This is a genomic window from Acinetobacter sp. N1-1, from assembly GCF_056711485.1.
The window spans coordinates 1,447,021-1,472,784 of record NZ_JBWXUO010000012.1 but is presented as its reverse complement, the minus strand read 5'-3'; the positions used below and the strand labels follow the sequence as shown (position 1 = coordinate 1,472,784).

Here is a 25,764-nt window from a genome sequence, read left to right as displayed (position 1 = left end):
ATCAGGAGACTTTCACTTGGGAGATTTTAGGCAGCCAACTTGCAAAAGTCCTCTGCCATTTGATTTGGTGTCTTAAAATCCAAACCTTTTTGAATTCTTCGTTGATTATAAAATAACTCTATGTATTTTGTAATCTCCGCTTTGGCTTCTTCCCTCGTTTTATAGCTATGATGATGCACCAATTCGTTTTTGAGTATGCCCCAGAAGCTTTCAATCGGTGCATTATCGTAACAATCGCCACGCTTGCTCATTGAACCCTGAAAGCCACATTTTTCAAGTAAGTTTCGATATTCATGACCGCAATATTGGCTGCCTCTGTCTGAATGCACAATGAGGTCCTTAGTTGGTTTTTGATTGCGAATAGCCATATTCAATGCATCACAAACAAGCTTGGCTGTCATACGCTCATTTAAGCTGTAGCCAACCACTTGTTTCGTGTAAAGGTCTTTTACAGCTGCTAAGTACAACCAGCCTTCAGTTGTCCATATATACGTAATATCACTCGACCACGCTTGATTTGGTTTAATCATTGAGAATTGTTGTTCAAGCAAATTTGGATAGATCGCTCGGTTATGGTCACTGTTCGTTGTTCTTTTGAAACGCTTGTGGCGCTTACAATACAGCTGATTTAACTTTTTTATCTGACGAACGGCATAGGCACTAATTTTTACGCCCTGAGCCTGTAAATGCTTGGTTAAACGAATATAGCCATAGCTCTGTTTCGTTTCCTCATGTGCTATTTTGACCAAAATTGCTTGTTGATTTCGCTGAATTGATTGTTTACTCACACCTTGTTTTAGCCAATCATAAAAGCATGAAACTGATACGTGAAGTAAGCGAGCCATCAAAATAATAGGAAATAAGTGTCTTTGCGATTTCATATAGGCGTACCTTACTGACTTTCTTTGGCAAAGTACGCTGCTGCCTTTTTTAGAAATTCACGTTCCATTTCGGCTGTTTTAAGCTGCTGTTTAAGTTTTTTATTTTCTTCGAGTAAAGCATTTAGATCAGGTGAATACTGTTTTGTACCGGCTAAAGTCCCTGCCTTTGCCTTTGTATTCCAGTTCGAAAGGGTTTGCATGGAAATGCCGAGTTCTCTAGCTGTTTGGGATACATTGCCTTGATTGGCTTCTATTGCTTTGATCGCTTCAGCTTTAAATTCTGCCGTATACGTCTTGTGTTTCTTGCTCATGGTAAACTCCTGATGAGTATGTATAGTTTACCAAGTTAAACCCTCCTGTTTTTTCAGCAGACATCAATTTATGCAAATCTGTCTTTAAATACCAATTTAAATAAAACAGATAAAATGGGATTCTAGGTCAAAATAGTTTTATTACATAGCTCTATAAAAGTCATATTTAGCCTTATACTTCTTAGGTGAAAAAACCATACTCTACTATTAAGCCATATATAATTATGATTATTTAATACCTTGCACTTAAAGAATAACTTGTAAGATTGAACATACTTTTTTCTAATCATTTATATTTCACATTTCTTGTATTTTTGAATAATAAATACATTCTAAACCACCAAACATATGGTCAAGTTTGAGATAACACTTCGTCATAATTTAAATACCTTGGTTATTTTTTCATAGAAATAATAACTTTCTTTCTAAGAGCGACAAAAGCTGTCGTTTTCGACCACTAAAACAACTACAGACCTTTAATTTTTTTGTACAATAGACCAAATTTAGAATGATTAGAGAAGCGTTACCTATGTCTCAAGCCCAACTACAAGAACTTAAAAAGCATCTTTGGAATATTGCCAATGATCTTCGTGGCACGATGGGTGCAGATGAGTTTCGAGACTACATTTTAGGATTCATTTTTTATAAGTACCTTTCTGAAAAAACCGTTAACTTTGCCAATGCTCTACTGCAAGAAGAAGGCATTAATGAGCAGTATTACCAACTTGATGAAAATAACGCTGAGCATTTAGAGTTTATTGAAGCCATTCAAGACAATGCCATTGAAGATGTTGGTTTTGCACTTGCACCGAAACAACTGTTTCATACACTTGCTGAACGTGGTCGTCAGGCAGATGGCTTTATTCTTGATGATTTAACCAATACATTTAAAGCCATTGAACAGAGTACCGCAGGTACAGATTCAGAAAATGACTTCGCAAATTTGTTTGAAGATTTAGATCTCAACTCAACAAAACTAGGAAGTAATGCGACAGATCGAAATACTTTAGTCACTAAAGTTCTCTCTCATTTAGATAAAATTGATTTCGATTTAAGTAATACCGAATCTGATGTTTTAGGTGATGCTTACGAGTACTTAATTGGTGAGTTTGCCAGTGGTGCAGGTAAAAAAGCAGGTGAATTTTATACACCGCAAGCCGTTTCAACCTTACTTGCTAAAATTGTTACCGATGGTAAAACACAACTGCGTTCAGTATACGACCCAACATGTGGTTCAGGTTCTTTACTTTTGCGTGTAAAACGTGAAGTGAAAGATGTCGATATGATTTACGGTCAAGAGATGAATCGTACAACATATAACTTGGCACGTATGAACATGATTCTTCATGATGTGCATTTTTCTAAATTTGATATTAAGCAAGACAATACCCTGACACGACCACAGCATTTAAACCAAAAGTTTGAAGCTGTTGTCGCAAATCCTCCCTTCTCTGCCCATTGGTCGGCCGATCCTTTGTTTTTACAAGATGATCGTTTTTCACCTTACGGTAAACTTGCCCCAAAAACCAAAGCAGATATGGCTTTTGTTCAGCATATGCTGTATCAACTCGATGAAGATGGCACAATGGCAGTGGTTCTTCCACATGGTGTATTGTTCCGAGGCTCAAGTGAAGGTACGATTCGTCAGCACCTCATTGAAAAAATGAATGTGATTGATGCCGTGATTGGTCTTCCTTCAAACATCTTTTATGGTACAAGCATTCCAACCTGCGTACTCGTGTTAAAGAAAAACCGAATCAACGATGATAATATTTTATTTATTGATGCCAGCAATGAGTTTGAAAAACAAAAAACACAGAACTACTTAAACCCTGAGCATATTGCAAAAATTGTTGGTGGCTACAGTACACGTAAAAATGTAGACAAGTTTGCACACGTGGCAACATTGCAAGAAATTCAAGACAACAACTTTAATTTAAATATTCCTCGTTATGTAGATACCTTTGAGGCAGAGGCAGAGATTGATTTAGCAGACATTGCCAAGCAACTACAAGAATTAGAGCAACAAAGCCAAGCAACCGACCAAAGCATTAATGCATTTTGTGCAGAATTAGGGGTTGATTCACCATTTGCGGAGGTGAAGTCATGAGTACGCCTAAATTAAGATTTAAGGAGTTTAGTGGGGATTGGGAGAGTAAGAAGTTAGGTGATGTTGGTGAAAATATAATAGGTTTAACTTATTCACCTACAGATATTGTATTAGATGGAACGGGAATATTAGTTTTACGTTCATCAAACATTAAAAATGGACGTTTAGATAAAACTGATTCTGTACGGGTAAAAATGACCTTAAAAAATAAATTAATTATTAAGCCAAATGATATTTTAATTTGTACTAGAAATGGTAGTCAGAGACTTATCGGTAAAAGTGTAATAATTAGTGACAAAGAAAAAATGACTTTTGGGGCATTTATGTCGGTTTATAGGAGTAATTATAATAAATATATTGCATATTTATTACAAACAACTTGGTTCTTTGAACAGGTACAAATGAATCTTGGTGCACGAATTAATCAAATAACAACAGGCACGTTAAATAACTTTACTTTTAGCTTCCCTACTCTTCCAGAACAAAACAAAATCGCTACCTTTCTCACCGCAGTAGATGAAAAAATTAACCAACTGAGCCAAAAGCAAGAACTGCTCAGCCAATACAAAAAAGGCATGATGCAGAAGCTATTTAGCCAACAGATTCGCTTTAAAGCAGATGATGGGAGTGAGTTTGGGGAGTGGAAAATAGTAAGTCTAAGAAATTTTATAGAAGAATCAAAGGATAAGTCTAAATATCAAGATGAGTATGAGGTATTTACTTCATCGAGAAAGGGTTTAGTAAAACAAAAAGATTATTTTGAAGGGAGTAGATTAATAGATCGCAAAAATATTGGATTTAATGTTATTAAACCTAATGAAATTACCTATCGCTCACGTAGTGATGATGGCCTATTTTTTTTCAACTTAAATGTTTTAAACACTATTGGCATTATTAGCACATATTACCCTGTCTTCACAATGAGAAATGGAGATAATCGTTTTTTTATAGAAATACTAAATTTTTATAAATGTGAGTATATTAAATATGCAGTTGGTACATCTCAACTAGTATTATCATTAAATGAATTGAGAAAAGTTAAATTTCAAATTCCAACCCTCCCCGAACAAACCAAAATCGCTAACTTCTTATCAGCTATCGACCAAAAAATAGACCTCACTACCCAACAACTCGAACAAGCCAAACAATGGAAAAAAGGCTTGCTACAACAAATGTTTGTCTAGGATTTAGAAAATGGCACATGGTAAAAGCGTTAAACTGTTCTTGGTCGATGGTACACCAAACGGCATTCTCACCGCAGAAATTATAAATTGGACAGGTCATATTCTTTCTGCACCACGCAGTAAATTAAAAGATCTGATACAACGAGAAGAATGCCAACAAAGTACAGGTATTTACTTTCTAGTCGGCTCTGATGAAAGTAATTCTACCCTCTCTCTGGTCTATATTGGTGAGTCTGACAACATTGCTCAGCGTTTAGCACAGCACAATCGAACAGAAGAAAGTGGTGGTAAAGACTTTTGGAATAAAGTGTGTGTGGTCACAGGCAAAGATCAAAATATTACTAAAGCCCATATCAAATACTTAGAAAGTCGTTTAATAGATATTGCCCTTTCAAATGGTCAATGTCAGCTTAAAAATGGTACAGCACACATCTACAATAGACTACCTGAATCAGATATTGCAGATATGGAGTATTTTTTAGAGCAAATACAAGTCATTTTGCCTGTTTTAGGTTATGAGTTTTTGAAAGAACAAAAACGACCAAGCGAACTTAAAACATCAACCATCACCCCACCTACACCTCAAGTACATGAAAATAGCTACCCTTCTGAAGTAGAGAGCTTAGTAGAGCAACCTGCTGAATTTTACCTTAGTGTAAGAGGAGTTGAAGCAAGAGCTAAGGTTATAGATGGTGAGTTTTATGTACTCAAAGGCTCACAAGTTAGGCAAGATATCAGTCAATCAGAAAATAGCTATATGCAAACGCTTAGACCAAGTTTGCTAGATAATGAAACTATTGATTCATCTGCATTTACTTTCACCAAAGACTACTTATTTAATAGCCCATCAGCAGCAGGTTCTGTTATTTTAGGTCGGTCTTGTAATGGACGTAAAGAGTGGAAACAGGTCGGCACAGACTTAACTTTTGGTGAATGGCAAGAAGATCAGGTCAATGGCGAGTATGAAGAAATCCTTCATCTTGAAACTAAAACTTCACAAATACAAAACCTTTACCATCAGTTTAAAGACGCATTTCTAAATTTAAATGTTGGTTTAGATATAGTCATTAAAAAGAAATACATTGCTTTTAAAAAGAATGATTTCAATGTCGTGACCATGTATGTATTCCCATCAAAAATTCATATTAATCTTCAACAACGAGAAGGTATCTTAAAAGATGAATCGGGGCTTTTAGAATACAATACAGCACAAAAACATCCCTTTTACACGGCAACAAGTAATAATGACCTTGAATACATTACAAACATTGTAAAAAAACTTGCTGACTTTTAATCTGAGAATATAGATAACAAACATGACTACACAAAGCGAATACCAACTCGAAAATCAACTATTAGAACAACTCAATCAACTTCATTACGAACGTGTCAGCATTCATAACGAAGCCCAACTGATGAGCAATCTAAAACTACAGTTAGAACGAGCTAATGGTATTCCAACTTTGTCTGATACCGAGTGGAAACAAGTCTTTAACCAAATTAGTCAAGGCAATGTTTTCGAGCGTGCAACTAAACTGCGCAACAAACTTCCGATCAAACTAGATGATGGCACAAGTCGCCATATCGACCTACTATTTAAAGAACCCCATAAAAATAGATTTCAAGTTACCAACCAAGTGACCATTGACCCTAAGTATGACAATAAACGAACCTACCGTTTTGACGTTACTTTATTGGTGAATGGTTTACCACTAGTTCAAATTGAACTCAAAAAACGTGGTATGGAAATGGCTGAAGCCTTTAACCAAATACAACGCTACAAACGAGAAACGTACCATACAGGCTATGGATTATTTAATTTTGTACAACTTTTCATTATGAGTAACGGCGTAAATACACGTTACTTTGCACATGGTACAACCAACGATGCCTTTGCCTTTCCTTGGACAGACAGCAAAAATAAACAGATTAATGACATTTCAGCATTTACAAGCAGTTTCTTAACACCTGATTTTTTAACAAAGATGCTTAATGAATACATGGTCTTGCTTAAAGATGCCCAAGTATTAATGGCACTACGCCCTTATCAAATTTATGCTGTACAACAAATTACGCAACAAGTTAAATACAGTAACAAAAACGGCTACATTTGGCATACGACAGGATCAGGTAAGACACTAACCTCATTTAAAGCCAGTCAAATTATTATGAACATACCTGAGGTTGAAAAAGTACTGTTTGTGGTAGACCGCAATGACTTAGATACACAAACAGCCAAAGAGTTTAATGCGTTTCAGCCTGACTGTGTTGATCAAATTAAAAACACAAAGAAACTCATCGAACAAATAAACTTACCGCATGACAAGCTAATTGTGACTACCATTCAAAAGCTCAACAATGCCATTGGAAAAGACAAATACAGCCAAGAGATTGAACATTTACGCGACAAAAAAGTTGTATTCATTTTTGATGAATGCCACCGTAGCCAATTTGGTGAAACTCACCTAAAAATTAAAAAGTTCTTTCAAAAAGCCCAAATGTTTGGTTTTACAGGTACACCCATTTTAGATGACAATGCAAAAACAATAGCAGGATTAAAACTCACCACAAGTCATCTGTTTGATGAACTATTACACCAATACGTCATTGTAGATGCCATTCGAGATAAAAATGTACTCCCCTTTCAAATTGACTACCGTGGAAAATACAGTTTAAAAACTCATTCATCACATCAATCTATAGATCAGGTTGAAGGCATAGATACACAAGAGTTATTGGAAGACCCAAAACGCTTAGAACAAATTGCACAGTATATTTTAGATACCCACGATACAAAAACCAAAAAACGTGAATTTACAGCCATGTTCTGTGTCAGTTCAGTAGACACCCTCATAGAATACTACGACATCTTTGAACGCTTACAAACTCAAAAGCAACAACAAGATGCTGAACATGGGCGTTTGTTTAAACCTCTCACCATTGCCACCATTTTCTCATACGCAGCCAACGAAGCTGTCAACGATGATGCAAATGGTTTACTAGATGAAGAAAATACTGACATTCCAAGTACAGTCAATCCATCTAAACGAGATAAGCTCGACCATTACATTGCCCAATATAACCAACAGTTTAAAACCAATTACAACTCAGGTGATCAGTTCTACGATTACTATAGAGATATTGCTAAACGTGTCAAAAATTGTGAAGTTGACATATTACTGGTAGTGAACATGTTCCTTACAGGCTTTGACTCAAAACGGCTTAATACTTTGTATGTAGACAAAAACTTAAAGCATCATGGACTCATACAGGCTTTTTCACGTACTAACCGCGTGTTTAACAGCAACAAACCCTTTGGCAATATCATTTGTTTCAGAAACCTAAAACAAGCCACAGACGAAGCACTTAAAATTTTCTCTAACAAAGAAACACCTCAAGTGGTTTTAGTCCCTGAATTTGCAGAGATTCAGCACAACTATGAAACTTCGGTTCAAAAGCTATATGACTTAACACCCAACTGCCAAGACGTAGATGATTTACTGACAGAAGACGATCAACTAGAGTTCATTAAAGCCTTTCGTGAAGTCATGCGTACTAATGCTCAATTAGAAACCTTTGTCGAATACAATCAAGACAATACAACCTTAGACAAACAAAGCTTTGCTGATTTTGCATCAAAGTACAAAGATTTGTGTCATCAAGTCCGTAAAACATCAAGCAAAGAGAAAGTATCTGTTTTAGATGAAGTTGATTTTCAACTTGAACTATTACACAGTGACCGCATTAACGTGGGATACATCATCAACTTACTACAACTTGCAGTTGATAACCCAAATGTAGAGAAAAGACAGCAATATCAAGCTGAGGTCAATGACCTTATTGAAGGTGAAGTGAGTCTACATGACAAACAAGACTTAATTAAAAAGTTTATCGATCAAAACATCCCTAAACTCATTACAGGGCAAAAGGTCGAAGATGCCTTTAAGTCTTTCTGGGATATAGAAAAAGAGCAAGCCTACCAACACATTTGTAAAGAAGAAAACCTAAAAGCCGATGAATTTAAGAAAGTACTCGAACAGTACGAGTATACAAAAAGAATGCCTGAGCGTAATGACATCTCAAAATTACCAACTAAACCACCAAAGCTAAAAGAACGGCAGTCTGTATTAACCAATTTAGTCAGTAAGACAAAATCATTCATTGAAAAGTTCTATAAAGGACTATAATACATCGCCCTTGCCCCCATTGTGGGTAAAAGGGCATAACAATGTAGTTAAAGTAATGCACCAATATTAGAAAAGTACTAGTAATTTCTTTTACTGATCAAAAAGGTGTAACAAATATTGTGAGATTAAAGCATGAAATGTTTTACTTATTACACCTGTGATTGAGAAACATACTGAAAATAGCGTTATGAAACTTTCGGTTCGTTCACAAAATGATGTCATAGAGATTGTAAGTATTCTTAAGGTAGAGCCTAAAGCATTAATTGATGGAATCAAAGCAAAACAGTATAAAGAAATAGATGATAGATAGCGGATGACTTGCACGTCATAATACATAGCTTTCGCCTGTAACCTTTCTATTTGGAAACTACTGCCCTAACAAGGTATGAACGAGTATAAAACATCATAACCTTTAAGATCAACAATCAAAATACTGATTGATAAATGAAAGTCTGTGTCTACACATTTAAATGAAATCTGTAAGTTGACCATACGATCGCAAATAACTTTTAACCAGTTAATGAAGGTTAAGTTACTTGGGTAAGACTGAGTGCAGTGCCAAATGTAAATGTGGCAAAAATTTGTATCAAACTGAATAGCTTAGGCTCTATAAATACAACTGTAAAATATTTTGTGCTACAGATAGGTTAGGTATACCTTTTGAAATGAGAACAGTGAATACACCAAATAATGAAACGTTGGTTTATTCAGTAGCCTTTTACGATAAAGAAGTAAGTAAAACCACTAAGGATTCAGACTTTCCGACAGGTATGTTAAATGGTAAACATACCATTTATGCCCGCCCATAAGATTAACTATATAGAGGGAGATATTGATACTTTATTTTGCACTAAATAGATTAAGCATAAAAATCGTTAGAATTTAAGGTTTAGTGCAAAATAACTGTAAAAAAATGGTGCAAAATGAAATGTAAAAGAGTGCAAAATAAATCGGCAACTTACAGAATAAAGCATAAAAACTGGATATCTAGAGACTAAAAAACCTCATAACTCAATCAGTTACGAGGTTTAATAATTGGTGGGCCCACCGTGACTCGAACACGGGACCAACGGATTATGAGTCCGCTGCTCTAACCAACTGAGCTATAGGCCCTTAAGCGTTTCAACTACTTGTATTTACAAGATTTCGCTATGAAAGGTATACTATCCAAACTTAATACGCTTTGCAAGCTTTTTTTATCAAGTAGACGCATAGTAGACTATAAAATATATTGCTATATGTTGTAATATATTGCAAAACATGGGAATTCTACAACATGAGCACATCAAGAGTAAAGTTAACCAAGTCTTTTATTGATAGTCTCACATTAGAACCAGCCATTTATAGAGATAGTGAACTTATCGGTTTTGCCCTTCGAGTAAATACATCTTATAAAACTTATATTGTAGAAAAAAAGGTAAATGGAAAGTCTACTCGGTCTACTTTGGGTATACATGGCCAAATTACTCTTGCTCAAGCTCGTGTACTTGCACAAGAAGTTTTAGTGCAAATGTCTAAAGGTATTAATCCCAACGAGCAAAAAAGACAACAAAGAGCTGACATAGAAAATCAAGATAATTTAGTTAGGCAACAGCCTACCCTACAAATTGCTTTTGAAGCTTATATAAATGAAAGGGCTTTAAAGGATCGTACGCTTTCTGATTATGAAATAGTTTTAAACAAATACCTTGCCGATTGGAAAGATTTAAAACTTGCCTCTATTACTAGAACTATGATTCAACAACGTCACCAAGAGTTATCTACAAACTCTAAGGCTCAGGCTAATATGGCTATGCGCGTCTTTAGAGCTATTTATAACTTTTCTGTTGAACATTACCTTGATGATAAAGAAGAACCCATTCTACCCTTAATCAATCCAGTAAATACTCTAAATGCTAAACGTGCATGGAATAAGATTAAAAGACGTAAAACTTATATCAATGAAGATAAACTACCTGATTGGGTTAATGCAGTTTTAGCATACAAAGATCGTGGTCAAGTCTTAGAAACGAATAAAGATTTTTTACTTACATTGATTTTGACAGGATTTCGTAGAAATGAGTGTGAGTCTATAGCTTGGGCAGATGTAGATTTAAAATATGGTTTTATTACTTCTGTTGATCCTAAAAATGGAGAACCACATACTTTGCCTATGGGAGATTTTCTTTGGGAATTAATGCGGAAAAGAAAAAGACATATTGTAGATAGTAAATGGGTGTTCCCTTCTGCTAAATCCGTCTCTGGTCACATTACAAATATTTCTAAAGTACGTGCAAAAATCAATAAGTCTTGTGGTATTCAGTTCACTTTCCATGATCTGCGTAGAACGTTCGGATCTATTGCTGAAAGCTTAGACTACGGAAAATATACCATTAAGAAGTTACTTAATCATCGCGAAGAAGATGAGCGTGATGTGACTGCTGGATATGTACAGGTCAGCGATAAGAAGCTACGTGAAGCTATGAATGAAATTGAAGGGTTAATACTTAGTAAGAGACAGTATCTAGATTAATAATTTTAAAACTATTTCAAGTAAATATAAAAACCCTACTCCAAAAGTGAGATTTTTATATTTCCTATAGATACCCTTAATTATAGAGACCAATTCTTCAAGTAAAATATTCTTTGCCTTAGCTTTAATTTAATAAATACGAAGTGTTGGAAACAAACAGGATAAATTTTTCATAGTTTCAGCTAGGATAGTTTATTCCTTCAATATATTCCGGAAAGTGCTTATTTATATATTCGAAACTTGAGACAGCTTTTGCTTTATAGTTAAGCCTTTCTTGAAAGAATTGCAATCTAGCTTTGCATTCATCAAAAATTTCAGCCCAAGTTTTCACTAAAATTTCATAATTATCTTTTTTATTTAAGATACCATTTTCAATATCAGTATATCTTGTAGCTAGACTCACATCCCTTTCTAAGCTGATAGCAATGAAAGTCCACTTAGCCTTAGTTTTACTAAATCTAGCATCACTCATTATTGCATCTGAATAATCTAAAATTTGCTCTATTTCTTTTCTGCCTATTTTTACACTAGGTCTTTTCAATTCAATAATCAGATGATGTGCAGAATTTGGTTTGTTCTGTCTTGTCGCTTTAGAGAGCATTAAATCAACTATGCCCTGGTTTTTTGTAGGATGTTCTACAGATTCTAAAATATCAACATCTTCTGATAGAACTTTTTTGTGCTGCTTTAAACATTCTGTAAGAGATTGATCATCTACAGAGATAAAGAACTCATCACCAAATATCCAACAATTATTTACTAATAATCTATGTAGCTGGGAACGCTCTTTTAAATGTTTCTTACCACTCTTATCATTAATAATATTTTCTAAGCCGTTGATAAAATTTAATCGATCTGCTACCACCTTCGAAGCATTTATAATTGAAGATAATGTAGTATTTTTTAAAAGGTCAACAAAATCCTGTCTTTCTTCTGAAGTTAGGGTTAGAACCTCTTCCATAATAATTCTTAAATTATCAGGACAGCTTTCTAATGCCTGTTTGAGAAGCTTGAATTGAAATTTTTTATTTTTATAGCTAGTTTTATTAAAATTATCAATATGATAAGATACACTTGAAGCTAGAATATTAAATATTTGGCGTTCAACAGCCTCAACAACATTATTTGGATTTTCTGTACTATATGGGTATATATCATCTTTTTTCCACTTTGCAACTAAATTTTGATTCTCGAAATTTTCAAGCTCCCTAAAATACGCTTTAATTTTTTGCTCTGCTAAAGATAAATTACTCATTACTGATGAATTCATATTAGAAAATTCAATCTGCTGAGTATTTAATAAATTTAAGATTGCTTCACTTTTTATATAAGCCGTATAGTTCCTATTGGGATATGACTTTAGCTCTACTAAACTATAAGGAAAACCATGATTACAGCATAGATAACCATTATTCTTTATTTTCTTATTCCATTCAGTCACCTCCAACATAGTGCTATATTTCTTACCATCCACTTCAATACAATCTAATGGAAACTCTTTAGTGCTAAGAATACTCTCTTTAGGATCTAATTTTTTACCATTTATATTTATACAGATTCCCTCATACTCATGTAGATAAAAAGAAAAAATTTCATTTAATTTATATATTCCCTGCTTACTAATTTTTTTTAGACTTTTCGGAATATTTACAATTTCAACACGTACTCCTGTATTTGTATTACTAACTTCTTTGGGCTCACTGAATTTGACCTCAGATGGTCTATTTAAATCCATTTGAATAGAATAACTAAATTTCTTATTAGTTTCATTATCTTCAAATATAATATTCCAAGTAACTAATGCACCAATCGAGAGGGCTTTTAATCGACCTTTTCCTTCTTTCCCATGTAAAAATCTTGAATATAGGTCTGTTTTTAACTTATTTTTCTTTTTTGACCCACCAAGGTTTTTGAAAACTTCCTTCGCATCAAAAAAACTAATACCTGTTCCATCGTCCACTATAGAAACTGTATCTATAACTCCAATAACATTTTCTTTTACAGAAAGGTATACATTAAGTGCATCCGCATCTAACGAATTCCAAATTAGTTCTACAACCGCCTCTACTAGACTAGTTTTCCCTAGTTTACTAATTAAATCATCCTGAATAGTCAATTGACGTGAGTGTATGAATTCCATAATATGTAAATGAATTAAAGTACCACAGGTAGCATATATTATATTTTCTTAATTGACTAAGATTTATTAGCAATTAACCTCATAGCATTAATTAAACTATCTCACTTTTAACAAAAGGCTTTTGGATGCACAATAAATATTTTGAAGTATCTTCATCGGTTATTACTTCTCATAACTCATTTGTTTGTAGAACAATAAGTAATAATGCAGCTACTTTGACCTACAAGTGTAATTTTTTAGGTAGAGAGCTAATTGAACTGACTATTCTAAGTAACTCAGGTAATGGAAAGTTTGAAAAATCTCCAATAGCAGGGGATCTATTAAAAAAAGCTGTTACAAAAAGCTCTGCTTTTCTTTCCGCTAAAAAGTTAATCTCTAAAGAGAATAATAGTTTTTCCAAAAATAATAATACACCAGCATTTTTATGCGCGATTCTACTTGATCTTGGAATTTTAGAAACAGATAACTCTTTATCACACCCCAATCCTCCAAAATTTAAATTAAAATAGTATCAGTTGAAGCCTTTAGTCAGGGTTTTCTCTCCACATCAGCTTCGTGCCCATCAGCTCTTTCTGCCACTTTTCGATATTCTGCGACACATTGATCGAATACGTTTGAGAGCTTTTAGGCATATTTTTAATAGATGTTGCTAAAAATGTTTTTTAACTAAAATAATTTTTAGATCTAAAATCATGCCAAACTAATATCTAAATAGATTTTCACATTGTTTAATATCTGTTAAGTCATAGCGGTAATAGCATAAGTTTCTGAAATCAATTTTACTATCTTCATCTAAAAGATCGTATTCAAAAAAATCACACTCGCCACACTTCACCCAATTTCGAAAAATAAATAAACTTGTTGGGTGTTTTTTTATAAAAAAACTATATTCATAACCTTCTTCTCTGCCAATAATTTCATTACCAACAAAAAAATAGAATAATGGGGAAAGTAAAAGTACAGTTAAAATAACATATTTAAACTTTTTCATTCATATCACTTATGAGGGTAATTAGATTTAGAGGGTGCAACAAAGCCAAAAGTCTTTCTCATATTTTTGACTAACTTCATCCCTTCTGTACCAGGACAAGCTCGCCCTTCTTTATTTGCTAGGACTTGAAATTCTCGATGCCCACCTAGAATATCAATCGCAAAATACTTTGTTAATGCTGATAATAATGCAATTAAAGCCTTTTCTTGTGGTTGGCTTACGGTCTCATAACTAGTATCAAACTGATCAAAAACCAAGCTCTTTAAGTTTTTAACTTTTTGTATAAAACTTTTACTTTTATATTCCTGCTCATATGCTTCTCCACGATGGCTTAAATCCTCTAACATTACAATGCCAATCACTTTAGTATTACCATTGTCTATATGTGAGCCTTTCCAACGAATATCCAATAGCTCATATACTGTGCCATCACAAGCAATCGCATAGTGATAAGTTAATTGTTTAAATTTATCACGATCAATTTCTTCAATTTTTTTAAGTAGTTCTTGAGCATCTGAATTACAAGCAAAGCTATTGCCTGCATGGTGAAGTGCGATGGATTTATACATCCATTCTTTTTTCACTTTTTCAGGTGGTTTTGCTCCCCACTCAGAGCCTTCAACTACGCGCACTTGCTGTTTCTTGATGAAATTGAGAACCGCCGATCTCGTAGCCGCACGATCATCAACCTGAACCTCAGTAGGGATACACTTACCTGCTGATGCTCTAATAGAGGTTGTAAAACGATCCATATTCATTAGTGAATATCCTCATGTTTGACAACATCACCTTTTGGAGAGGTAAACAAAAAATTAATACTTACTTTTTCATCCGGTTGAGCATTGATAACTTCAGTCAGTCCATTTTCATCTGTTTTACCATAAATTTTTTGCCCACTTTCAAGCGTTAGAACATAGTTTTTATTCTTTATGGGTTCATTGGTATGTTTATCCGCACATTTAAATTGTGCTGTATGTTTTTGAATAGCTTGGGTATTGTTTTGAGAGCTATTTCCACTATCACCAGCAACATGAGTTTGTTGAGGTAATATCTTTGCACCACAAGTTAATTTATCACCTTCATAAGCAACAGGCTGGCCAAACATGATCATATGATCATGGCTTTTAACAACGGTAGACCAACATTTACACTTTGGACAATAGTGTCCATCTCCAGCTCTTACAAAGGGTTTCCCCTCTTGAAATACAGTTGAGAGTGTTGATGGAATCACCCCTCCATGATCTGTGGGAGCATTATGTATTGCAAAACCTTTCATATGTGTAATATGTCACATAAATATATATATAATATAAATATATCACAATTAAATAATCATTAGCTATGCAAACTGACTGCTCTTGCTAATGCTATATGCTTATCTTTACACTCATTATATTTATTAACCGTATCCACCGACCAAAGAATCCATGCCTTGCCTGTATTTTCATCTAATGTTTGAAGATTAGGGCAAGGCTGTAATAAGTTACTTGGTATCTGTACTGGTGGTTTGACTTGATTTGATGAGATCATTGAGCTGCACCCGACCATCGTCATCGATACACACATTACGATAGACAGGGCGATCAATGTATTTATTGATTGTCCTTGTGACATATTCAACTTTCGTTGTTTGCTCAGCTTTAAGTTTTTCATAGTCTGCACTCACCTTATTCATTTCAATTTGCTGTTGTTGAGCAGCTTCTAAATATTTTTGTTTTTGTTCCTGTATATAAGCAATATGCTCTTGCTTCTGTTTTTCGATCACTTCATCTTTATGATTCAAAATCATAAGTAAGCACAGGATTAAAAAAGCGAGTAATGCAATGAAGCACTCTCGCCAGTACTTTAGAGCCAGTAATAGATAGGTCATTGGTTTGCCTCCATGCATTTCTCATAACGGTTGTTTTGACGTACATACACGCCATAGCAGTTGTTGGATCGAATTGAACAATCACGCCCTGCCACGTATTTATATTTCAGAAGTGCTTTACAGGCTTGAATGTAATTGCCTTGAAGTAGATTTGTTCTGATCGATGACTGGTTGAATGTACCGATGCCAAATTGGTACACGAAATTAATGTAAGCGTCATACTCACTTTGAGCGAGTTTCACGTGCGGAATGGAGTGCTTGAATTGCTTCTCTACTTTTGAGATATGGTCTTTTAAGTAGTAGTCGGCAGTCTGTCTTGAGATGGGTTTGTCATGCATCGTGACTGCTTTACCATTCGGATAAACCGTGGTGCCGTGACCAATAGTCGGAACATCACCCTGTGTTGGACGAACAGGTTTTGATGTGAACCCTTCATCTGTTCGTACACCATAGAACAGGGCGCTTGATGCGGTGAGTAATGCAACAGCGACTTTATTTCTTGTATTCATTGAGTTCTGCCTTCTTTTTTAGTAATTCAAGTTGATGTAATTCTTCGGCTCTTCGGTCTTCTTTGTATTTGTAGTACCAGTTCATCAGGAAGCTAAAAACGGTAAAAGAGAGACTTAATAATGCGATTGAGATACCGATCTTTGCCACAATATCCAGTTGTGTAACCGCTGAAACAAGACTTGCACCTGTTGTTGTTATTCCTCCGGTTACTGTGGTTTTATTTGTAAATACTGTGTTTGCTGTATCTACAATCTGTTGCTTATCCGCCATTTTTCCCTCTAGTTTTTGTTAATTTTTAGGTATAAAAAAAGCACCTCGAAAGGTGCTTAGATAGGTTGATTATTTAAGGTGTTAAGGTGGTTATCCCTTCAGGAAAAGGACAATAGATCAAGGTCTCAAAAAACTGATTAAAGCTTGAATTGGTGTCTGAATAACTCACCACATGTTCAGCTTTAATATCAATCTTGAGCGTATTTGAACTGACGGTGAGTGTTGGATAGTAAAAGGTAAAATCAGCACTGACACCACCACGATTAATTTGTGATGCGCCATAATATGGCAATGGGCTTTTACAGCTAATAAATAGAAAGTCAGCATTTAAATTTGCTGGCAACGTCACTGAATAAGAACCAGCAATGCTTACACCACTCCCTACTTTAATTCCACCTGATAGAGTTTTTACATGCTGTAAGTAACCCTTAGTGCCATCGAATAAGAGTTTGCTTTGTGCATTAAAAACCAATATGCCACTCTTCGCAGGAATCAATGGTGCTGTGGTATATAAGGCAATCAAGGCTTCAAAATTCTGCATATTTGCATATAAAATGATTTGAATCTCATAATATCCATCATCACTTTTATACACACCAAGTTCGGCTTGTTTGAAATCGGAGCCGGTTGCCATTTTGAATCTTGGCTTCACATTTACGTGATAGACCGCACCTGATGTGATGGGCTTGATGAAAGCAAGGATATTGTCTGCAAACTGTCGAACCGTATCATCTGTGGTATCCATATCTATACCAATGCTTCGGAAGTCCTTAAACTTTAAGAAGCTATAAACACTGCGGTATTTTAGATATTTCTGATAATCAAGCCGAACAAAGGTATCACCAACCACTGTGCCTGTTTGAGTCAAATTATTAATACGATATTTCCCTAAGAATTTAGGGCACTCAAATTGATCATCAATGGCAACCTCACCACTGGCACCATTGACTTGAAAATAGGTCGTCATTTATGCCCCTCGATAGCCAACAACAAGCAATTGCATACTATTCCTCATGATCGGATCAGGAATATCAACGGTACTCATATTGCTTTCACGATAGTTCGCAACTAAAGTCACACGCCAATTACTATTGCCTAAATCTTCCATGTAGAAGTTTACACTTGGTAAATAACGTAAGTTTGTGACACTACTGCCCGATCCCATGCTAAATCCTGGATCACCTTGCAAATAAAACGTAGGATTTTTAATATTTGGATCAATACTAAAATCATATGAGGCTTTATCCCCAGTACGATTTTTATTGGGCAGTTGGATTTTAGTTGCGATATAAGAAATCGCTAAATCAAATTCAAGTGGTGAGAATAACTCACCACCAATATTGCAAACCAGTTTATCCATTACCAAATCCCCATTTTTACACGTGTAACACCATTCGTATCTTTCACTTCAATACTTGTACCCTGAATCGTCATCGTGCCTTTATCATTAGATGTCGTAAATGTACCTAGGTCCGCAGAAAGCGCACTCAGCTTCTGTACATAAATTTTACTGGCATCAATCTGGTCGATATAAGCACTATCCAAATACAAGCCTTTTGGAATCACTGTACCGTTGGCCAATGTCGTGGATGTAGAGCGATATACAAAAGCATATGCTGGTGTTTGATCATCAGCGGTTACAGGTGGTGCAATTGCAAAACTATTGGCGCGCCAAATCGCATCTACAGTTTTACTATTATTTTCAACACTCACACCACCAATCACATTGCCCGATTCAATTTTTAGACTTGCCCTTGCGGTTAGACCATCAATAGACGTTTGCTGTGATTGAATCGATGCTGTGTTATTGCCAACAGTAGTTTGTAAAGTATTTACAGACTGAGCCGTTGCTGAATTACTATTTGCTACCGTGCTCACTTCTTGCTTAATTGCAGCAATACTTTTCTGTAAATCTGTGCCCACTTGTGCCTGTAGTGTGGTGATTTGCTGACTTAAAGCACTATCCGCATTTGCACGTGCAGTTTGTTCTGATTGAATCAATGCAGCATTGTTGGCCACACTTGCTTGAGTCACATCAATACGTTGACCGAGTGCACTATCTGCATCCGCTTGAGCAGATTGAATACTCCACGATGAAGCCTGATTACTCATGCTATCAGCTGTAAGCGTTGTACTATCTGCCGTAATTGGCGTGACTTTGGCATATACACCATCTAATTTCTCAGACTGTGCTTTTTGCTGTGTGGTCAGTGTATTGATTGAAAGCGTCGCCCCTGCCACCGCCTTATCATTTTGTGACTTATAATCACTCAATGCTTTAGCATTGGCTGTATCTGCATCCACACGTGCATTTTGCTCTTGCACAATTGAAGCAGCATTGCCATCTGTTTTAGCAGAAATCGTATCAAGGCGTTGGCCAAGTGCTGTATCAGCATTGGCACGTGTGGTTGATTCAGTCGTGATTAAAGCCTTGGCATTGTCTGCTGTGCTTTGTGCTGTATTGATTTGCTGTGTCAGTGTCGTATCTGCATCACTTCGTGCTTTTGCCTCCTGTTGAATTAACGATGCATTGTTTGCCGTACTGGCTGTCACGGTATCAATACGTGTTGCAAGTGCTGAATCTGCATTGGCACGTGCAGTTTGTTCAGACTGGATTAAGGCTTTGTTATCGGCAACACTGGCTTGCGTTACATCAATACGCTGACTTAGCGCATTATCCCCATCTGCAATAGCCGATTGTACTGTCCAACTAGATGCTTGATTACTGGTGCTATCTGCCGTGAATGAGGTTGAGTCAGCCGTAATTGGCGTGACTTTGGCATACACACCATCTAACTTTTTAGCCGTTGCCGTTTGTGCTGTTGTGACCAAATCAATGGAGGTTTGTGCAGATGCAAGACTCTGATCTGTACTCGATTTATAGGTCGTCACCGTATTTAAAATACTTTCATCAGCATTCTTACGTGCAGTCTGTTCCTCGGTCAAACCATCATTCAAAGTGCTGATTGCAGTAGCACGTTGCTTGCCTTCCTGATCAAGAGAATCTTGTAAATTCTGTACGTCATTGGCACGATCTTGAGCTTCTTGCTGTGCTTTGGATAAAGCACTGTCAGCCGTTTGCTGTACCTCATTCACTTTATTGATGATGTTGCCCACATCACCATTTAACCCTGCCACCGTATCAATTTTATCAATCTTGGCTTTCAAATCTTTATCAAGCTGTGAATCAGTAATTTGACCTGAAAGCGCATCTAAAATATCAGCCGTTTGTGCGGTGGATGTACCACTTACCCAATCTGACCAATCGCCTGTATTACCAATCCGATCAATTAAACGTGCACGATACCAAAGGGTTAAATTGCCTGATAATCCTTGCTGTTGCATGCTTGTGGTTGGATAAGCATACGAACCTAAAGACTGAACATTTGCCCCATTGGATGTACTCGAATATTGGATTTCTGTATAAGCCGTGTCGAGTGCTCCCACACTTGGAAAGCCCCACTGCACTTTCATACCAAACATCGTGCCTGTGGCTTGAAGGTATGCCAATTTTGGTGGTTTACCTTGCTTGCCTGAAATTGCAGTCAGAGTCGAAGTGGTTGCCAATGATGCAGCATCAAATGCCGAATATGCAGTAATCCGTGCCATATAGTTACCCGCATACACTCCTGCAACTTCAACAGAAGTATTACCAGTCAGTGGCATCTTAATCCAAGAACCATTATCTTTTTTCCACTCAACAAGATACTTCACTGCATAGTCTGCTTTATCCCAAGCAATCACCATGGTGGCAACATTAATGCCTTGTTGTACTTGGTCATACGATGAAACCTGAACATTTTGTACCGCAGCTTGTGTACTCGGGTTCACAATAGATACAGGTGCAGTAGTATCTACATACGCACCATTATCAATGGCATCATACTTATCTGCATTGTATTCAAGGGCTGAAATGGAGAACTGATGCTCTTCATCTTGTTTAACTGTCAACACACGAAACTTACGTGTTGCAAGGATACTTGAGTCAATACTCCATACATTTTGTACAGCTATCAACCCTTGATCAAAAGGCTGTGTCAGGGTAATGACTGCACCATTTACATTGGCAATATAACGTGTGGTGGCTTGCCCTTGCTCACTATTGACTAAGAACTTATCGCCATTAATTGCAGTCACTTCACGATCTAGGGTGATGGTTTTTAAATCATCTGCAATGGCTTTAATTCGTCCACCAATAAACCGCCCTGCATAGTCATTGTCTGCAACTGCAATCACTTTACCCGGTACAGGGATATGACCGTCTAAACCGACTTTGAAATTGACGGTTTGAGTTTCGAGCTGTTCAGATTTTAAAGCCCAATGCCCTGCACGTTGAGCCTGACCACGTGAGGTACACCCCCATGCTTCAATATCAACACTGTTAATCCCATTTTTGGCAATCGCATTTTCATCACGAATCACTTCATATTCTGTTTTATAGCGATTGTCCGGATTAGACCATGCCACTTTCGCTACGGTATGACGATCTCGTGCACGTGTACCTGAATATTCAAACTTACCGTCAATCACATTGGCATTGGTATAGTTAAAAAATACATCTTGTGGGATATCTGCATCACAGATAATCGCATCACCATCCCAGTAGCTAATGGCTCGAAATACCCCTGCCAATTTACTTAAAATAGAATAAGCATCTTCGGCAGATTGAATATAGATATTGCAAGTAAAGCGTGGCTCTTGACCACCTTGGCCATCACTGACCATTTCATCACAATACTGCCCTAAACGATATAAACTCGCCTTATCAAGCATATTGTCTGTAATGCGCTCACCAAGGCCATAACGTTTGGCAGTACATAAATCAAAGTAAATCCATGCTGGATTGTTTGAATAGACGCGCTGAAATGAGCCGTCCCAAATGCCTGTATACGTTCGTTTGACAGGATCATAGTTACTTGGCACCCGAATCTTTAAACCTTTCACTTCCGCTGAAACTTGCACCACACTTGAGAAGTTTTGTGCATCGTACTGTAGACCAAGCAATGCAGTATTGGGATAACGAAACTTGGCATCAATCACTTCTGCATACGATGCGACATACATTTGGTCGGTCACATAGTCTGAATTTGCCGGGGGGCGTAATTCGTCTAACACGTACATTCCAACCACTTGTTGCTTGCGGTAAGTTAATCCGATGGGCACGTTCATAGTTTGATGAAGTCTTATCACTGACCTGTGTATTAAGCATCTCAACATACGGACCACCATCTGTAGAGATATCAATTGCATATTGAATGGTGACACCAGTCACATCACCATTACTGGCATTGGTCGTTCTGAGTGCGCCCCAACGCAAACGCACACGAACTGCATCAATGTCTAAATTGGTAATTGAGCGAATCCAAGGGTTAGTTTTTAGCTCCACCCCTGCTTCAATATCATTGGAAGTTTCAGGAAATCCCTCAATATAGGTTTGATCATTGGTCCCTGGTCTAAAGTCAGCCGTCACATTCTTATAGTTATCATTTCCCTTGCTGTCTTGCAAAGGTGTATCTGATAAAAAGATCGACTGTAAACCATTCGCCAAACCCTCAATTTCACCTTCAGATATACCAAGCAAATATTTAATATAGGTTTTTGATTGTGCGGAATCATTGGCGACCACCGCTTGGCGTGTACTGCCTGATCCAGCTTTAGCACCTTGTACTTTCATTGAATTTTCCCAATAAAAAAGGCGCTCTATGCGCCCAATCATTTCGTATTTATTTACAGCATATCTTCAGGATATTGCCCTGCACTAATCACAAAGCCACCCACTTCGCGCTGGCCATATAGAATCGGTACTGGATTGCCTTGAGCGACTGTGGTGACAGCAGAGCCAAAGCCATAGTTGGATTTATTCGCATCATTGGAGTCTGAAGCATTCACTTTTGGCATTAGCATTGAAGTTACACCACCAATCGCCATACCTGCCCCTGCGCCAATCAGTGCTGTTTGTGCCAGTGAGCTCATGCCTAAAAATGCAGGGTTCCATATTGCAAGACCAATCATCACCGCACCAAGTACCGTTTGTAATGCACCCCCTGCACCTTCCACAATGGGTACAATACGAATCAACTCAGCGTTGTTCTGCATACCGAGTTCTTCTTCAGCCAAGGTTTTACGCTTATCAATAAAGATTGCAAAACGTAATCCTTGTTTATGTGCATTTAAAAAGAACTGTTCAAGACCTTGAATCTGCACCGCAAGTAAACGCATACCCTCTTGTACTGAATTGACTTGCAAGCGCCATTCTTTACCGAACTTCTCACGTAACACGCCATGAAAGCGAATGGTCTTATACATGCATCACCTCTTTATGCCTTAGCACTTTTACGGTTCGCTCTAACCAATTCGGACCATAGATTTCACGCTTTGAACTTTGATTATATGGGTGATGTAAAAACAAGCTATTGCCATGACATGGTTCGGTTGTTTCACTTTTCAACTGCCATTGATCACCTAGCCAAATGAGTGCGTGATTTGGGTGTTCAGTGCGTCCTACATTGCACAGCAGCACATCACCATATTGTGGTTCACTCACCTCAACAAAGCCTGTCTTGGCATAGTTATCTAGATATAGTGAGGCATGGTCTTTGGCTTCCCACCAACAATCATCACGTTCAAAGTCAAGCAGCTCAATCCCCATCTCACGACTGTAAAAATCACGAATCAATGCATAACAGTCTTGCCAACCGTGGTGATACAAACGTCCAACGAGAGGCGCTTGATAGCCACATGGCGCATGTGCTTGAATATCGACTTCTGGATAGGCACAGATCAACCAAGTCTTACCGTGCTGTTCGATCTGATGCTTATCCAATGCTGAAGCCACCGCTGTACCATCAGGATGACTATGTACATAAGCCTCAATCTCACCCTGATCTTCTAATCGAGCTAATCCTTTTGGATCCATTTCAAAATGTTCACGTGGATGTTTAGATATATTCTCTAAACGAATAAACTCACCTTGAATCACCACACCACACATTTCATCGGGATAAGCATCACGACTCGCAACAATGATTTGCTGTCTCAGACTTTCAGAAATATTCATATTACTTTCCTATCAGGCTTGATGCAGCAAAACCGCCAAAATTGGCTTGATTGTTTCTCGACTTACATGCTTTCAAATTGCCTATACAACTGTCTTGGCTTGGATCAGTCGTTGGTTCATTCTTATCGGTAAAATACTGCATCCCTGTATATTGGCACTCTTCACCACGATAACCATCAATCGCCCATTGGCAATAACCTGTAATATTGCGTACAGGGATTTTTAAGCCTTCAAAGTCAATCGGGTTAGACAGCTCAAACGCCACAGTTTGAATGTTCTCAGAAGTCTTTTGCTCGATGTACCACACTTGTGTTTTGGATTCATTTACATCGGCATTGGGGTTGCTCTGACTAAAGTTTTCACTATCTAAGTATTTCGCAAAGGTACGAATGACTTTGAGCTTTGCTCCGACAAAATCTTGAAACTTTAAGCAATAAGCAGAAACTGCACCCTGTACCCCATTAATATTATTGGCCATTGTGAGTGTGGGTGTAGAGGCTTTACCTGTTGAACTCATTTCTAAGCCATCAACTTGTAGGGCCATCGGCTCATACGTCTGACCATTAAATACAATATTGCGATACCACACTTGCTCAGTGCCAGTATCAAAAACCTTATCTGCATGTAATGTGGTGGAATCAGCGGTGATATTGGTATGGTCTACTGTTGCATAGATACGTTGCCAATCCTGATAAGAAATATGGCCATGAAATCTAAGCACTCCAGCACCTAAACTCGTGGCATCTAGTTCAAACAGTGTAATCAGCCCATCAACATAGAGCTTTTGTACATCAGAAGCTAAAGACATGATTGACTCCCATTAAAAAAGCCACTCGGTTAAGAAGTGGCTTCAGGTGTTGGTTGTTGTTCGGTGACTGGATAATCATTGAAACGTAAATCAACCCAACGATCTGTTGGAATATCCATTGGGTTGTCATGATCTGCAACAATCGATGCAGTATCCATATCAAATTTCTTTTTATAAGTTTTAACCGAAATATCTTTATTCTCTAGCTGTGTATATTCAACAAAAACCAAGATATTGCCGTTTAAATCTTTTGGTGTTTCGATATACCAACCATCATCATCACGCAGACCAGTTGTGTTTTTAACGAGATAATTACCCACACCAAGTTTCTCAAAAGTAATTGGCTGACCAACCGCTTCATTAATCAGTTCAACCTTATCTGCATACAAACGAACGACTGGTGAAGATGGTTTTAAATAGCCATTGCCGTCTACAGTTGTATTGGCACTACAATATATTTTTTTCCAATCAGAAAAAGTTCCATCCATATACTTTCTAAAGTAAAGATTGAATGAAGTGTTAGATGAACCATGCTCTAAATAAATTTGAAATGCACGATTCCATTGTTGCGGTCGAAAAGATAATAAATGTCCTGCACTTCCTTCTGGACAATCAGATGCATTGGCAACAAATGTAAAGCGTGCATCTTTAATGTTATTTGGACTGACTGGCCCATCTATTGCTCTTAAATAACTATCATTACTACTATTTACACCAAGATTAACCCTTGCTGTCGCAGCATCACCAGCACCAGTACCACCCTTAGTGATAGGCAATGCACTTGGTAAATTACCACTCGCATCTGCCCCAAGCTGACTATATAACTCACTGTCATTTTGATTCAGCTTATTAAATGCTGAACGTGCAGCATCACCTGAACCATCATTGGCATTTGCACCAATATTTACGTTTTGCTTCGCCATATCGACTCCA

21 protein-coding genes, 1 tRNA gene and 1 pseudogene are annotated in these 25,764 nt (G+C 37.0%); 7 read left to right on the top strand and 16 right to left on the bottom strand.

Going from position 1 to position 25,764, the window contains the following annotated elements:
• Positions 1 to 26: 26 nt before the first annotated feature.
• A protein-coding gene (locus AC1MPL_RS07335) for an IS3 family transposase (protein WP_479764079.1) occupies positions 27 to 1,192 on the bottom strand; the annotation gives its coding sequence in 2 pieces (ribosomal slippage) (positions 27 to 934 and positions 934 to 1,192; 1,167 coding nt in all).
• A gap of 529 nt (positions 1,193 to 1,721) precedes the next feature.
• On the opposite strand from AC1MPL_RS07335, the gene AC1MPL_RS07330 reads away from it, so the two are divergent.
• The 5 genes from AC1MPL_RS07330 (at position 1,722) to AC1MPL_RS07310 (ending at position 9,482) form a co-directional block, all read left to right on the top strand.
• Complete coding sequence (locus tag AC1MPL_RS07330; RefSeq protein WP_479765130.1) at positions 1,722 to 3,302, top strand: type I restriction-modification system subunit M; 1,581 nt, start codon at positions 1,722 to 1,724, stop codon at positions 3,300 to 3,302.
• Positions 3,299 to 4,486, top strand: coding sequence for a restriction endonuclease subunit S (locus AC1MPL_RS07325; RefSeq protein ID WP_479765129.1), 1,188 nt, complete (start codon positions 3,299 to 3,301; stop codon positions 4,484 to 4,486). The genes AC1MPL_RS07330 and AC1MPL_RS07325 overlap by 4 nt, the downstream gene beginning before the upstream one ends.
• Positions 4,487 to 4,496: 10 nt before the next feature.
• Positions 4,497 to 5,780, top strand: coding sequence for a GIY-YIG nuclease family protein (locus tag AC1MPL_RS07320; RefSeq protein ID WP_479765128.1), 1,284 nt, complete (start codon positions 4,497 to 4,499; stop codon positions 5,778 to 5,780).
• Positions 5,781 to 5,802: 22 nt separating this feature from the next.
• Complete coding sequence (locus AC1MPL_RS07315) at positions 5,803 to 8,673, top strand: type I restriction endonuclease subunit R (RefSeq protein WP_479765127.1); 2,871 nt, start codon at positions 5,803 to 5,805, stop codon at positions 8,671 to 8,673.
• Positions 8,674 to 9,338: 665 nt separating this feature from the next.
• The gene (locus tag AC1MPL_RS07310; RefSeq protein WP_479765126.1) at positions 9,339 to 9,482 is read left to right on the top strand and encodes a hypothetical protein; all 144 of its coding nucleotides are present in this window, start codon (positions 9,339 to 9,341) and stop codon (positions 9,480 to 9,482) included.
• A 227-nt stretch (positions 9,483 to 9,709) separates the two neighbouring features.
• Here AC1MPL_RS07310 and AC1MPL_RS07305 read toward each other — a convergent pair.
• Positions 9,710 to 9,786, bottom strand: a tRNA-Ile gene (locus tag AC1MPL_RS07305).
• Between the two features lie 163 nt (positions 9,787 to 9,949).
• Here AC1MPL_RS07305 and AC1MPL_RS07300 point away from each other — a divergent pair.
• A complete protein-coding gene (locus tag AC1MPL_RS07300) occupies positions 9,950 to 11,185 on the top strand; it encodes a tyrosine-type recombinase/integrase (protein ID WP_479765125.1) in 1,236 nt (411 codons plus the stop codon).
• Positions 11,186 to 11,363: 178 nt separating this feature from the next.
• On the opposite strand, the gene AC1MPL_RS07295 is transcribed toward AC1MPL_RS07300, so the two are convergent.
• Positions 11,364 to 13,325: an ATP-binding protein gene (locus AC1MPL_RS07295; protein WP_479765124.1), complete on the bottom strand. Its 1,962-nt coding sequence runs from the start codon at positions 13,323 to 13,325 to the stop codon at positions 11,364 to 11,366.
• 125 nt (positions 13,326 to 13,450) lie between these two features.
• Here AC1MPL_RS07295 and AC1MPL_RS07290 point away from each other — a divergent pair, with 125 nt between their 5' ends.
• Positions 13,451 to 13,834 (top strand): hypothetical protein, encoded by a 384-nt coding sequence (locus tag AC1MPL_RS07290; RefSeq protein WP_479765123.1) that lies wholly within the window; start codon positions 13,451 to 13,453, stop codon positions 13,832 to 13,834.
• Positions 13,835 to 14,025: 191 nt separating this feature from the next.
• Here AC1MPL_RS07290 and AC1MPL_RS07285 read toward each other — a convergent pair whose 3' ends face one another.
• The 13 genes and pseudogenes from AC1MPL_RS07285 to AC1MPL_RS07225 form a co-directional block, all read right to left on the bottom strand.
• Positions 14,026 to 14,316: a hypothetical protein gene (locus AC1MPL_RS07285; protein WP_479765122.1), complete on the bottom strand. Its 291-nt coding sequence runs from the start codon at positions 14,314 to 14,316 to the stop codon at positions 14,026 to 14,028.
• 5 nt (positions 14,317 to 14,321) lie between these two features.
• On the bottom strand, positions 14,322 to 15,074 hold the full coding sequence (locus tag AC1MPL_RS07280) for a peptidoglycan recognition protein family protein (protein WP_479765121.1): 753 nt from the start codon (positions 15,072 to 15,074) through the stop codon (positions 14,322 to 14,324).
• On the bottom strand, positions 15,074 to 15,592 hold the full coding sequence (locus AC1MPL_RS07275) for a PAAR domain-containing protein (RefSeq protein WP_479765120.1): 519 nt from the start codon (positions 15,590 to 15,592) through the stop codon (positions 15,074 to 15,076). The genes AC1MPL_RS07280 and AC1MPL_RS07275 overlap by 1 nt, the downstream gene beginning before the upstream one ends.
• A 207-nt stretch (positions 15,593 to 15,799) precedes the next feature.
• On the bottom strand, positions 15,800 to 16,186 hold the full coding sequence (locus tag AC1MPL_RS07270; protein ID WP_479765119.1) for a hypothetical protein: 387 nt from the start codon (positions 16,184 to 16,186) through the stop codon (positions 15,800 to 15,802).
• Positions 16,183 to 16,695 carry a glycoside hydrolase family protein gene (locus tag AC1MPL_RS07265; RefSeq protein WP_479765118.1) on the bottom strand — a complete coding sequence of 171 codons (513 nt, stop codon included), beginning with the start codon at positions 16,693 to 16,695 and terminating at the stop codon, positions 16,183 to 16,185. The genes AC1MPL_RS07270 and AC1MPL_RS07265 overlap by 4 nt, the downstream gene beginning before the upstream one ends.
• The gene (locus tag AC1MPL_RS07260; protein WP_479765117.1) at positions 16,679 to 16,966 is read right to left on the bottom strand and encodes a phage holin family protein; all 288 of its coding nucleotides are present in this window, start codon (positions 16,964 to 16,966) and stop codon (positions 16,679 to 16,681) included. Before AC1MPL_RS07260 ends, AC1MPL_RS07265 begins: the two co-directional genes overlap by 17 nt.
• A gap of 73 nt (positions 16,967 to 17,039) precedes the next feature.
• Complete coding sequence (locus tag AC1MPL_RS07255) at positions 17,040 to 17,933, bottom strand: hypothetical protein (protein ID WP_479765116.1); 894 nt, start codon at positions 17,931 to 17,933, stop codon at positions 17,040 to 17,042.
• Positions 17,934 to 18,326: a hypothetical protein gene (locus AC1MPL_RS07250; protein ID WP_479765115.1), complete on the bottom strand. Its 393-nt coding sequence runs from the start codon at positions 18,324 to 18,326 to the stop codon at positions 17,934 to 17,936.
• A 1,415-nt stretch (positions 18,327 to 19,741) separates the two neighbouring features.
• A pseudogene (locus tag AC1MPL_RS07245) lies at positions 19,742 to 22,640 on the bottom strand (TipJ family phage tail tip protein); the annotation flags it as partial.
• 53 nt (positions 22,641 to 22,693) lie between these two features.
• Positions 22,694 to 23,272 (bottom strand): tail assembly protein, encoded by a 579-nt coding sequence (locus tag AC1MPL_RS07240; protein WP_479765114.1) that lies wholly within the window; start codon positions 23,270 to 23,272, stop codon positions 22,694 to 22,696.
• Positions 23,265 to 24,023 carry a C40 family peptidase gene (locus AC1MPL_RS07235; protein ID WP_479765113.1) on the bottom strand — a complete coding sequence of 253 codons (759 nt, stop codon included), beginning with the start codon at positions 24,021 to 24,023 and terminating at the stop codon, positions 23,265 to 23,267. Before AC1MPL_RS07235 ends, AC1MPL_RS07240 begins: the two co-directional genes overlap by 8 nt.
• Position 24,024: 1 nt before the next feature.
• On the bottom strand, positions 24,025 to 24,831 hold the full coding sequence (locus AC1MPL_RS07230; RefSeq protein WP_479765112.1) for a phage minor tail protein L: 807 nt from the start codon (positions 24,829 to 24,831) through the stop codon (positions 24,025 to 24,027).
• A gap of 29 nt (positions 24,832 to 24,860) precedes the next feature.
• Positions 24,861 to 25,754: a pyocin knob domain-containing protein gene (locus AC1MPL_RS07225; RefSeq protein WP_479765111.1), complete on the bottom strand. Its 894-nt coding sequence runs from the start codon at positions 25,752 to 25,754 to the stop codon at positions 24,861 to 24,863.
• Between the last annotated feature and the right edge of the window lie 10 nt (positions 25,755 to 25,764).

Bases quoted from the DNA above. Each gene is read 5' to 3' on its own strand.
- AC1MPL_RS07330 (WP_479765130.1), top strand. From the start codon at position 1,722: ATGTCTCAAGCCCAACTACAAGAACTTAAAAAGCATCTTTGGAATATT.
- AC1MPL_RS07325 (WP_479765129.1), top strand. From the start codon at position 3,299: ATGAGTACGCCTAAATTAAGATTTAAGGAGTTTAGTGGGGATTGGGAG.
- AC1MPL_RS07320 (WP_479765128.1), top strand. From the start codon at position 4,497: ATGGCACATGGTAAAAGCGTTAAACTGTTCTTGGTCGATGGTACACCA.
- AC1MPL_RS07315 (WP_479765127.1), top strand. From the start codon at position 5,803: ATGACTACACAAAGCGAATACCAACTCGAAAATCAACTATTAGAACAA.
- AC1MPL_RS07310 (WP_479765126.1), top strand. From the start codon at position 9,339: ATGAGAACAGTGAATACACCAAATAATGAAACGTTGGTTTATTCAGTA.
- AC1MPL_RS07300 (WP_479765125.1), top strand. From the start codon at position 9,950: ATGAGCACATCAAGAGTAAAGTTAACCAAGTCTTTTATTGATAGTCTC.
- AC1MPL_RS07295 (WP_479765124.1), bottom strand. From the start codon at position 13,325: ATGGAATTCATACACTCACGTCAATTGACTATTCAGGATGATTTAATT.
- AC1MPL_RS07290 (WP_479765123.1), top strand. From the start codon at position 13,451: ATGCACAATAAATATTTTGAAGTATCTTCATCGGTTATTACTTCTCAT.
- AC1MPL_RS07285 (WP_479765122.1), bottom strand. From the start codon at position 14,316: ATGAAAAAGTTTAAATATGTTATTTTAACTGTACTTTTACTTTCCCCA.
- AC1MPL_RS07280 (WP_479765121.1), bottom strand. From the start codon at position 15,074: ATGAATATGGATCGTTTTACAACCTCTATTAGAGCATCAGCAGGTAAG.
- AC1MPL_RS07275 (WP_479765120.1), bottom strand. From the start codon at position 15,592: ATGAAAGGTTTTGCAATACATAATGCTCCCACAGATCATGGAGGGGTG.
- AC1MPL_RS07270 (WP_479765119.1), bottom strand. From the start codon at position 16,186: ATGACCTATCTATTACTGGCTCTAAAGTACTGGCGAGAGTGCTTCATT.
- AC1MPL_RS07265 (WP_479765118.1), bottom strand. From the start codon at position 16,695: ATGAATACAAGAAATAAAGTCGCTGTTGCATTACTCACCGCATCAAGC.
- AC1MPL_RS07260 (WP_479765117.1), bottom strand. From the start codon at position 16,966: ATGGCGGATAAGCAACAGATTGTAGATACAGCAAACACAGTATTTACA.
- AC1MPL_RS07255 (WP_479765116.1), bottom strand. From the start codon at position 17,933: ATGACGACCTATTTTCAAGTCAATGGTGCCAGTGGTGAGGTTGCCATT.
- AC1MPL_RS07250 (WP_479765115.1), bottom strand. From the start codon at position 18,326: ATGGATAAACTGGTTTGCAATATTGGTGGTGAGTTATTCTCACCACTT.
- AC1MPL_RS07240 (WP_479765114.1), bottom strand. From the start codon at position 23,272: ATGTATAAGACCATTCGCTTTCATGGCGTGTTACGTGAGAAGTTCGGT.
- AC1MPL_RS07235 (WP_479765113.1), bottom strand. From the start codon at position 24,023: ATGAATATTTCTGAAAGTCTGAGACAGCAAATCATTGTTGCGAGTCGT.
- AC1MPL_RS07230 (WP_479765112.1), bottom strand. From the start codon at position 24,831: ATGTCTTTAGCTTCTGATGTACAAAAGCTCTATGTTGATGGGCTGATT.
- AC1MPL_RS07225 (WP_479765111.1), bottom strand. From the start codon at position 25,754: ATGGCGAAGCAAAACGTAAATATTGGTGCAAATGCCAATGATGGTTCA.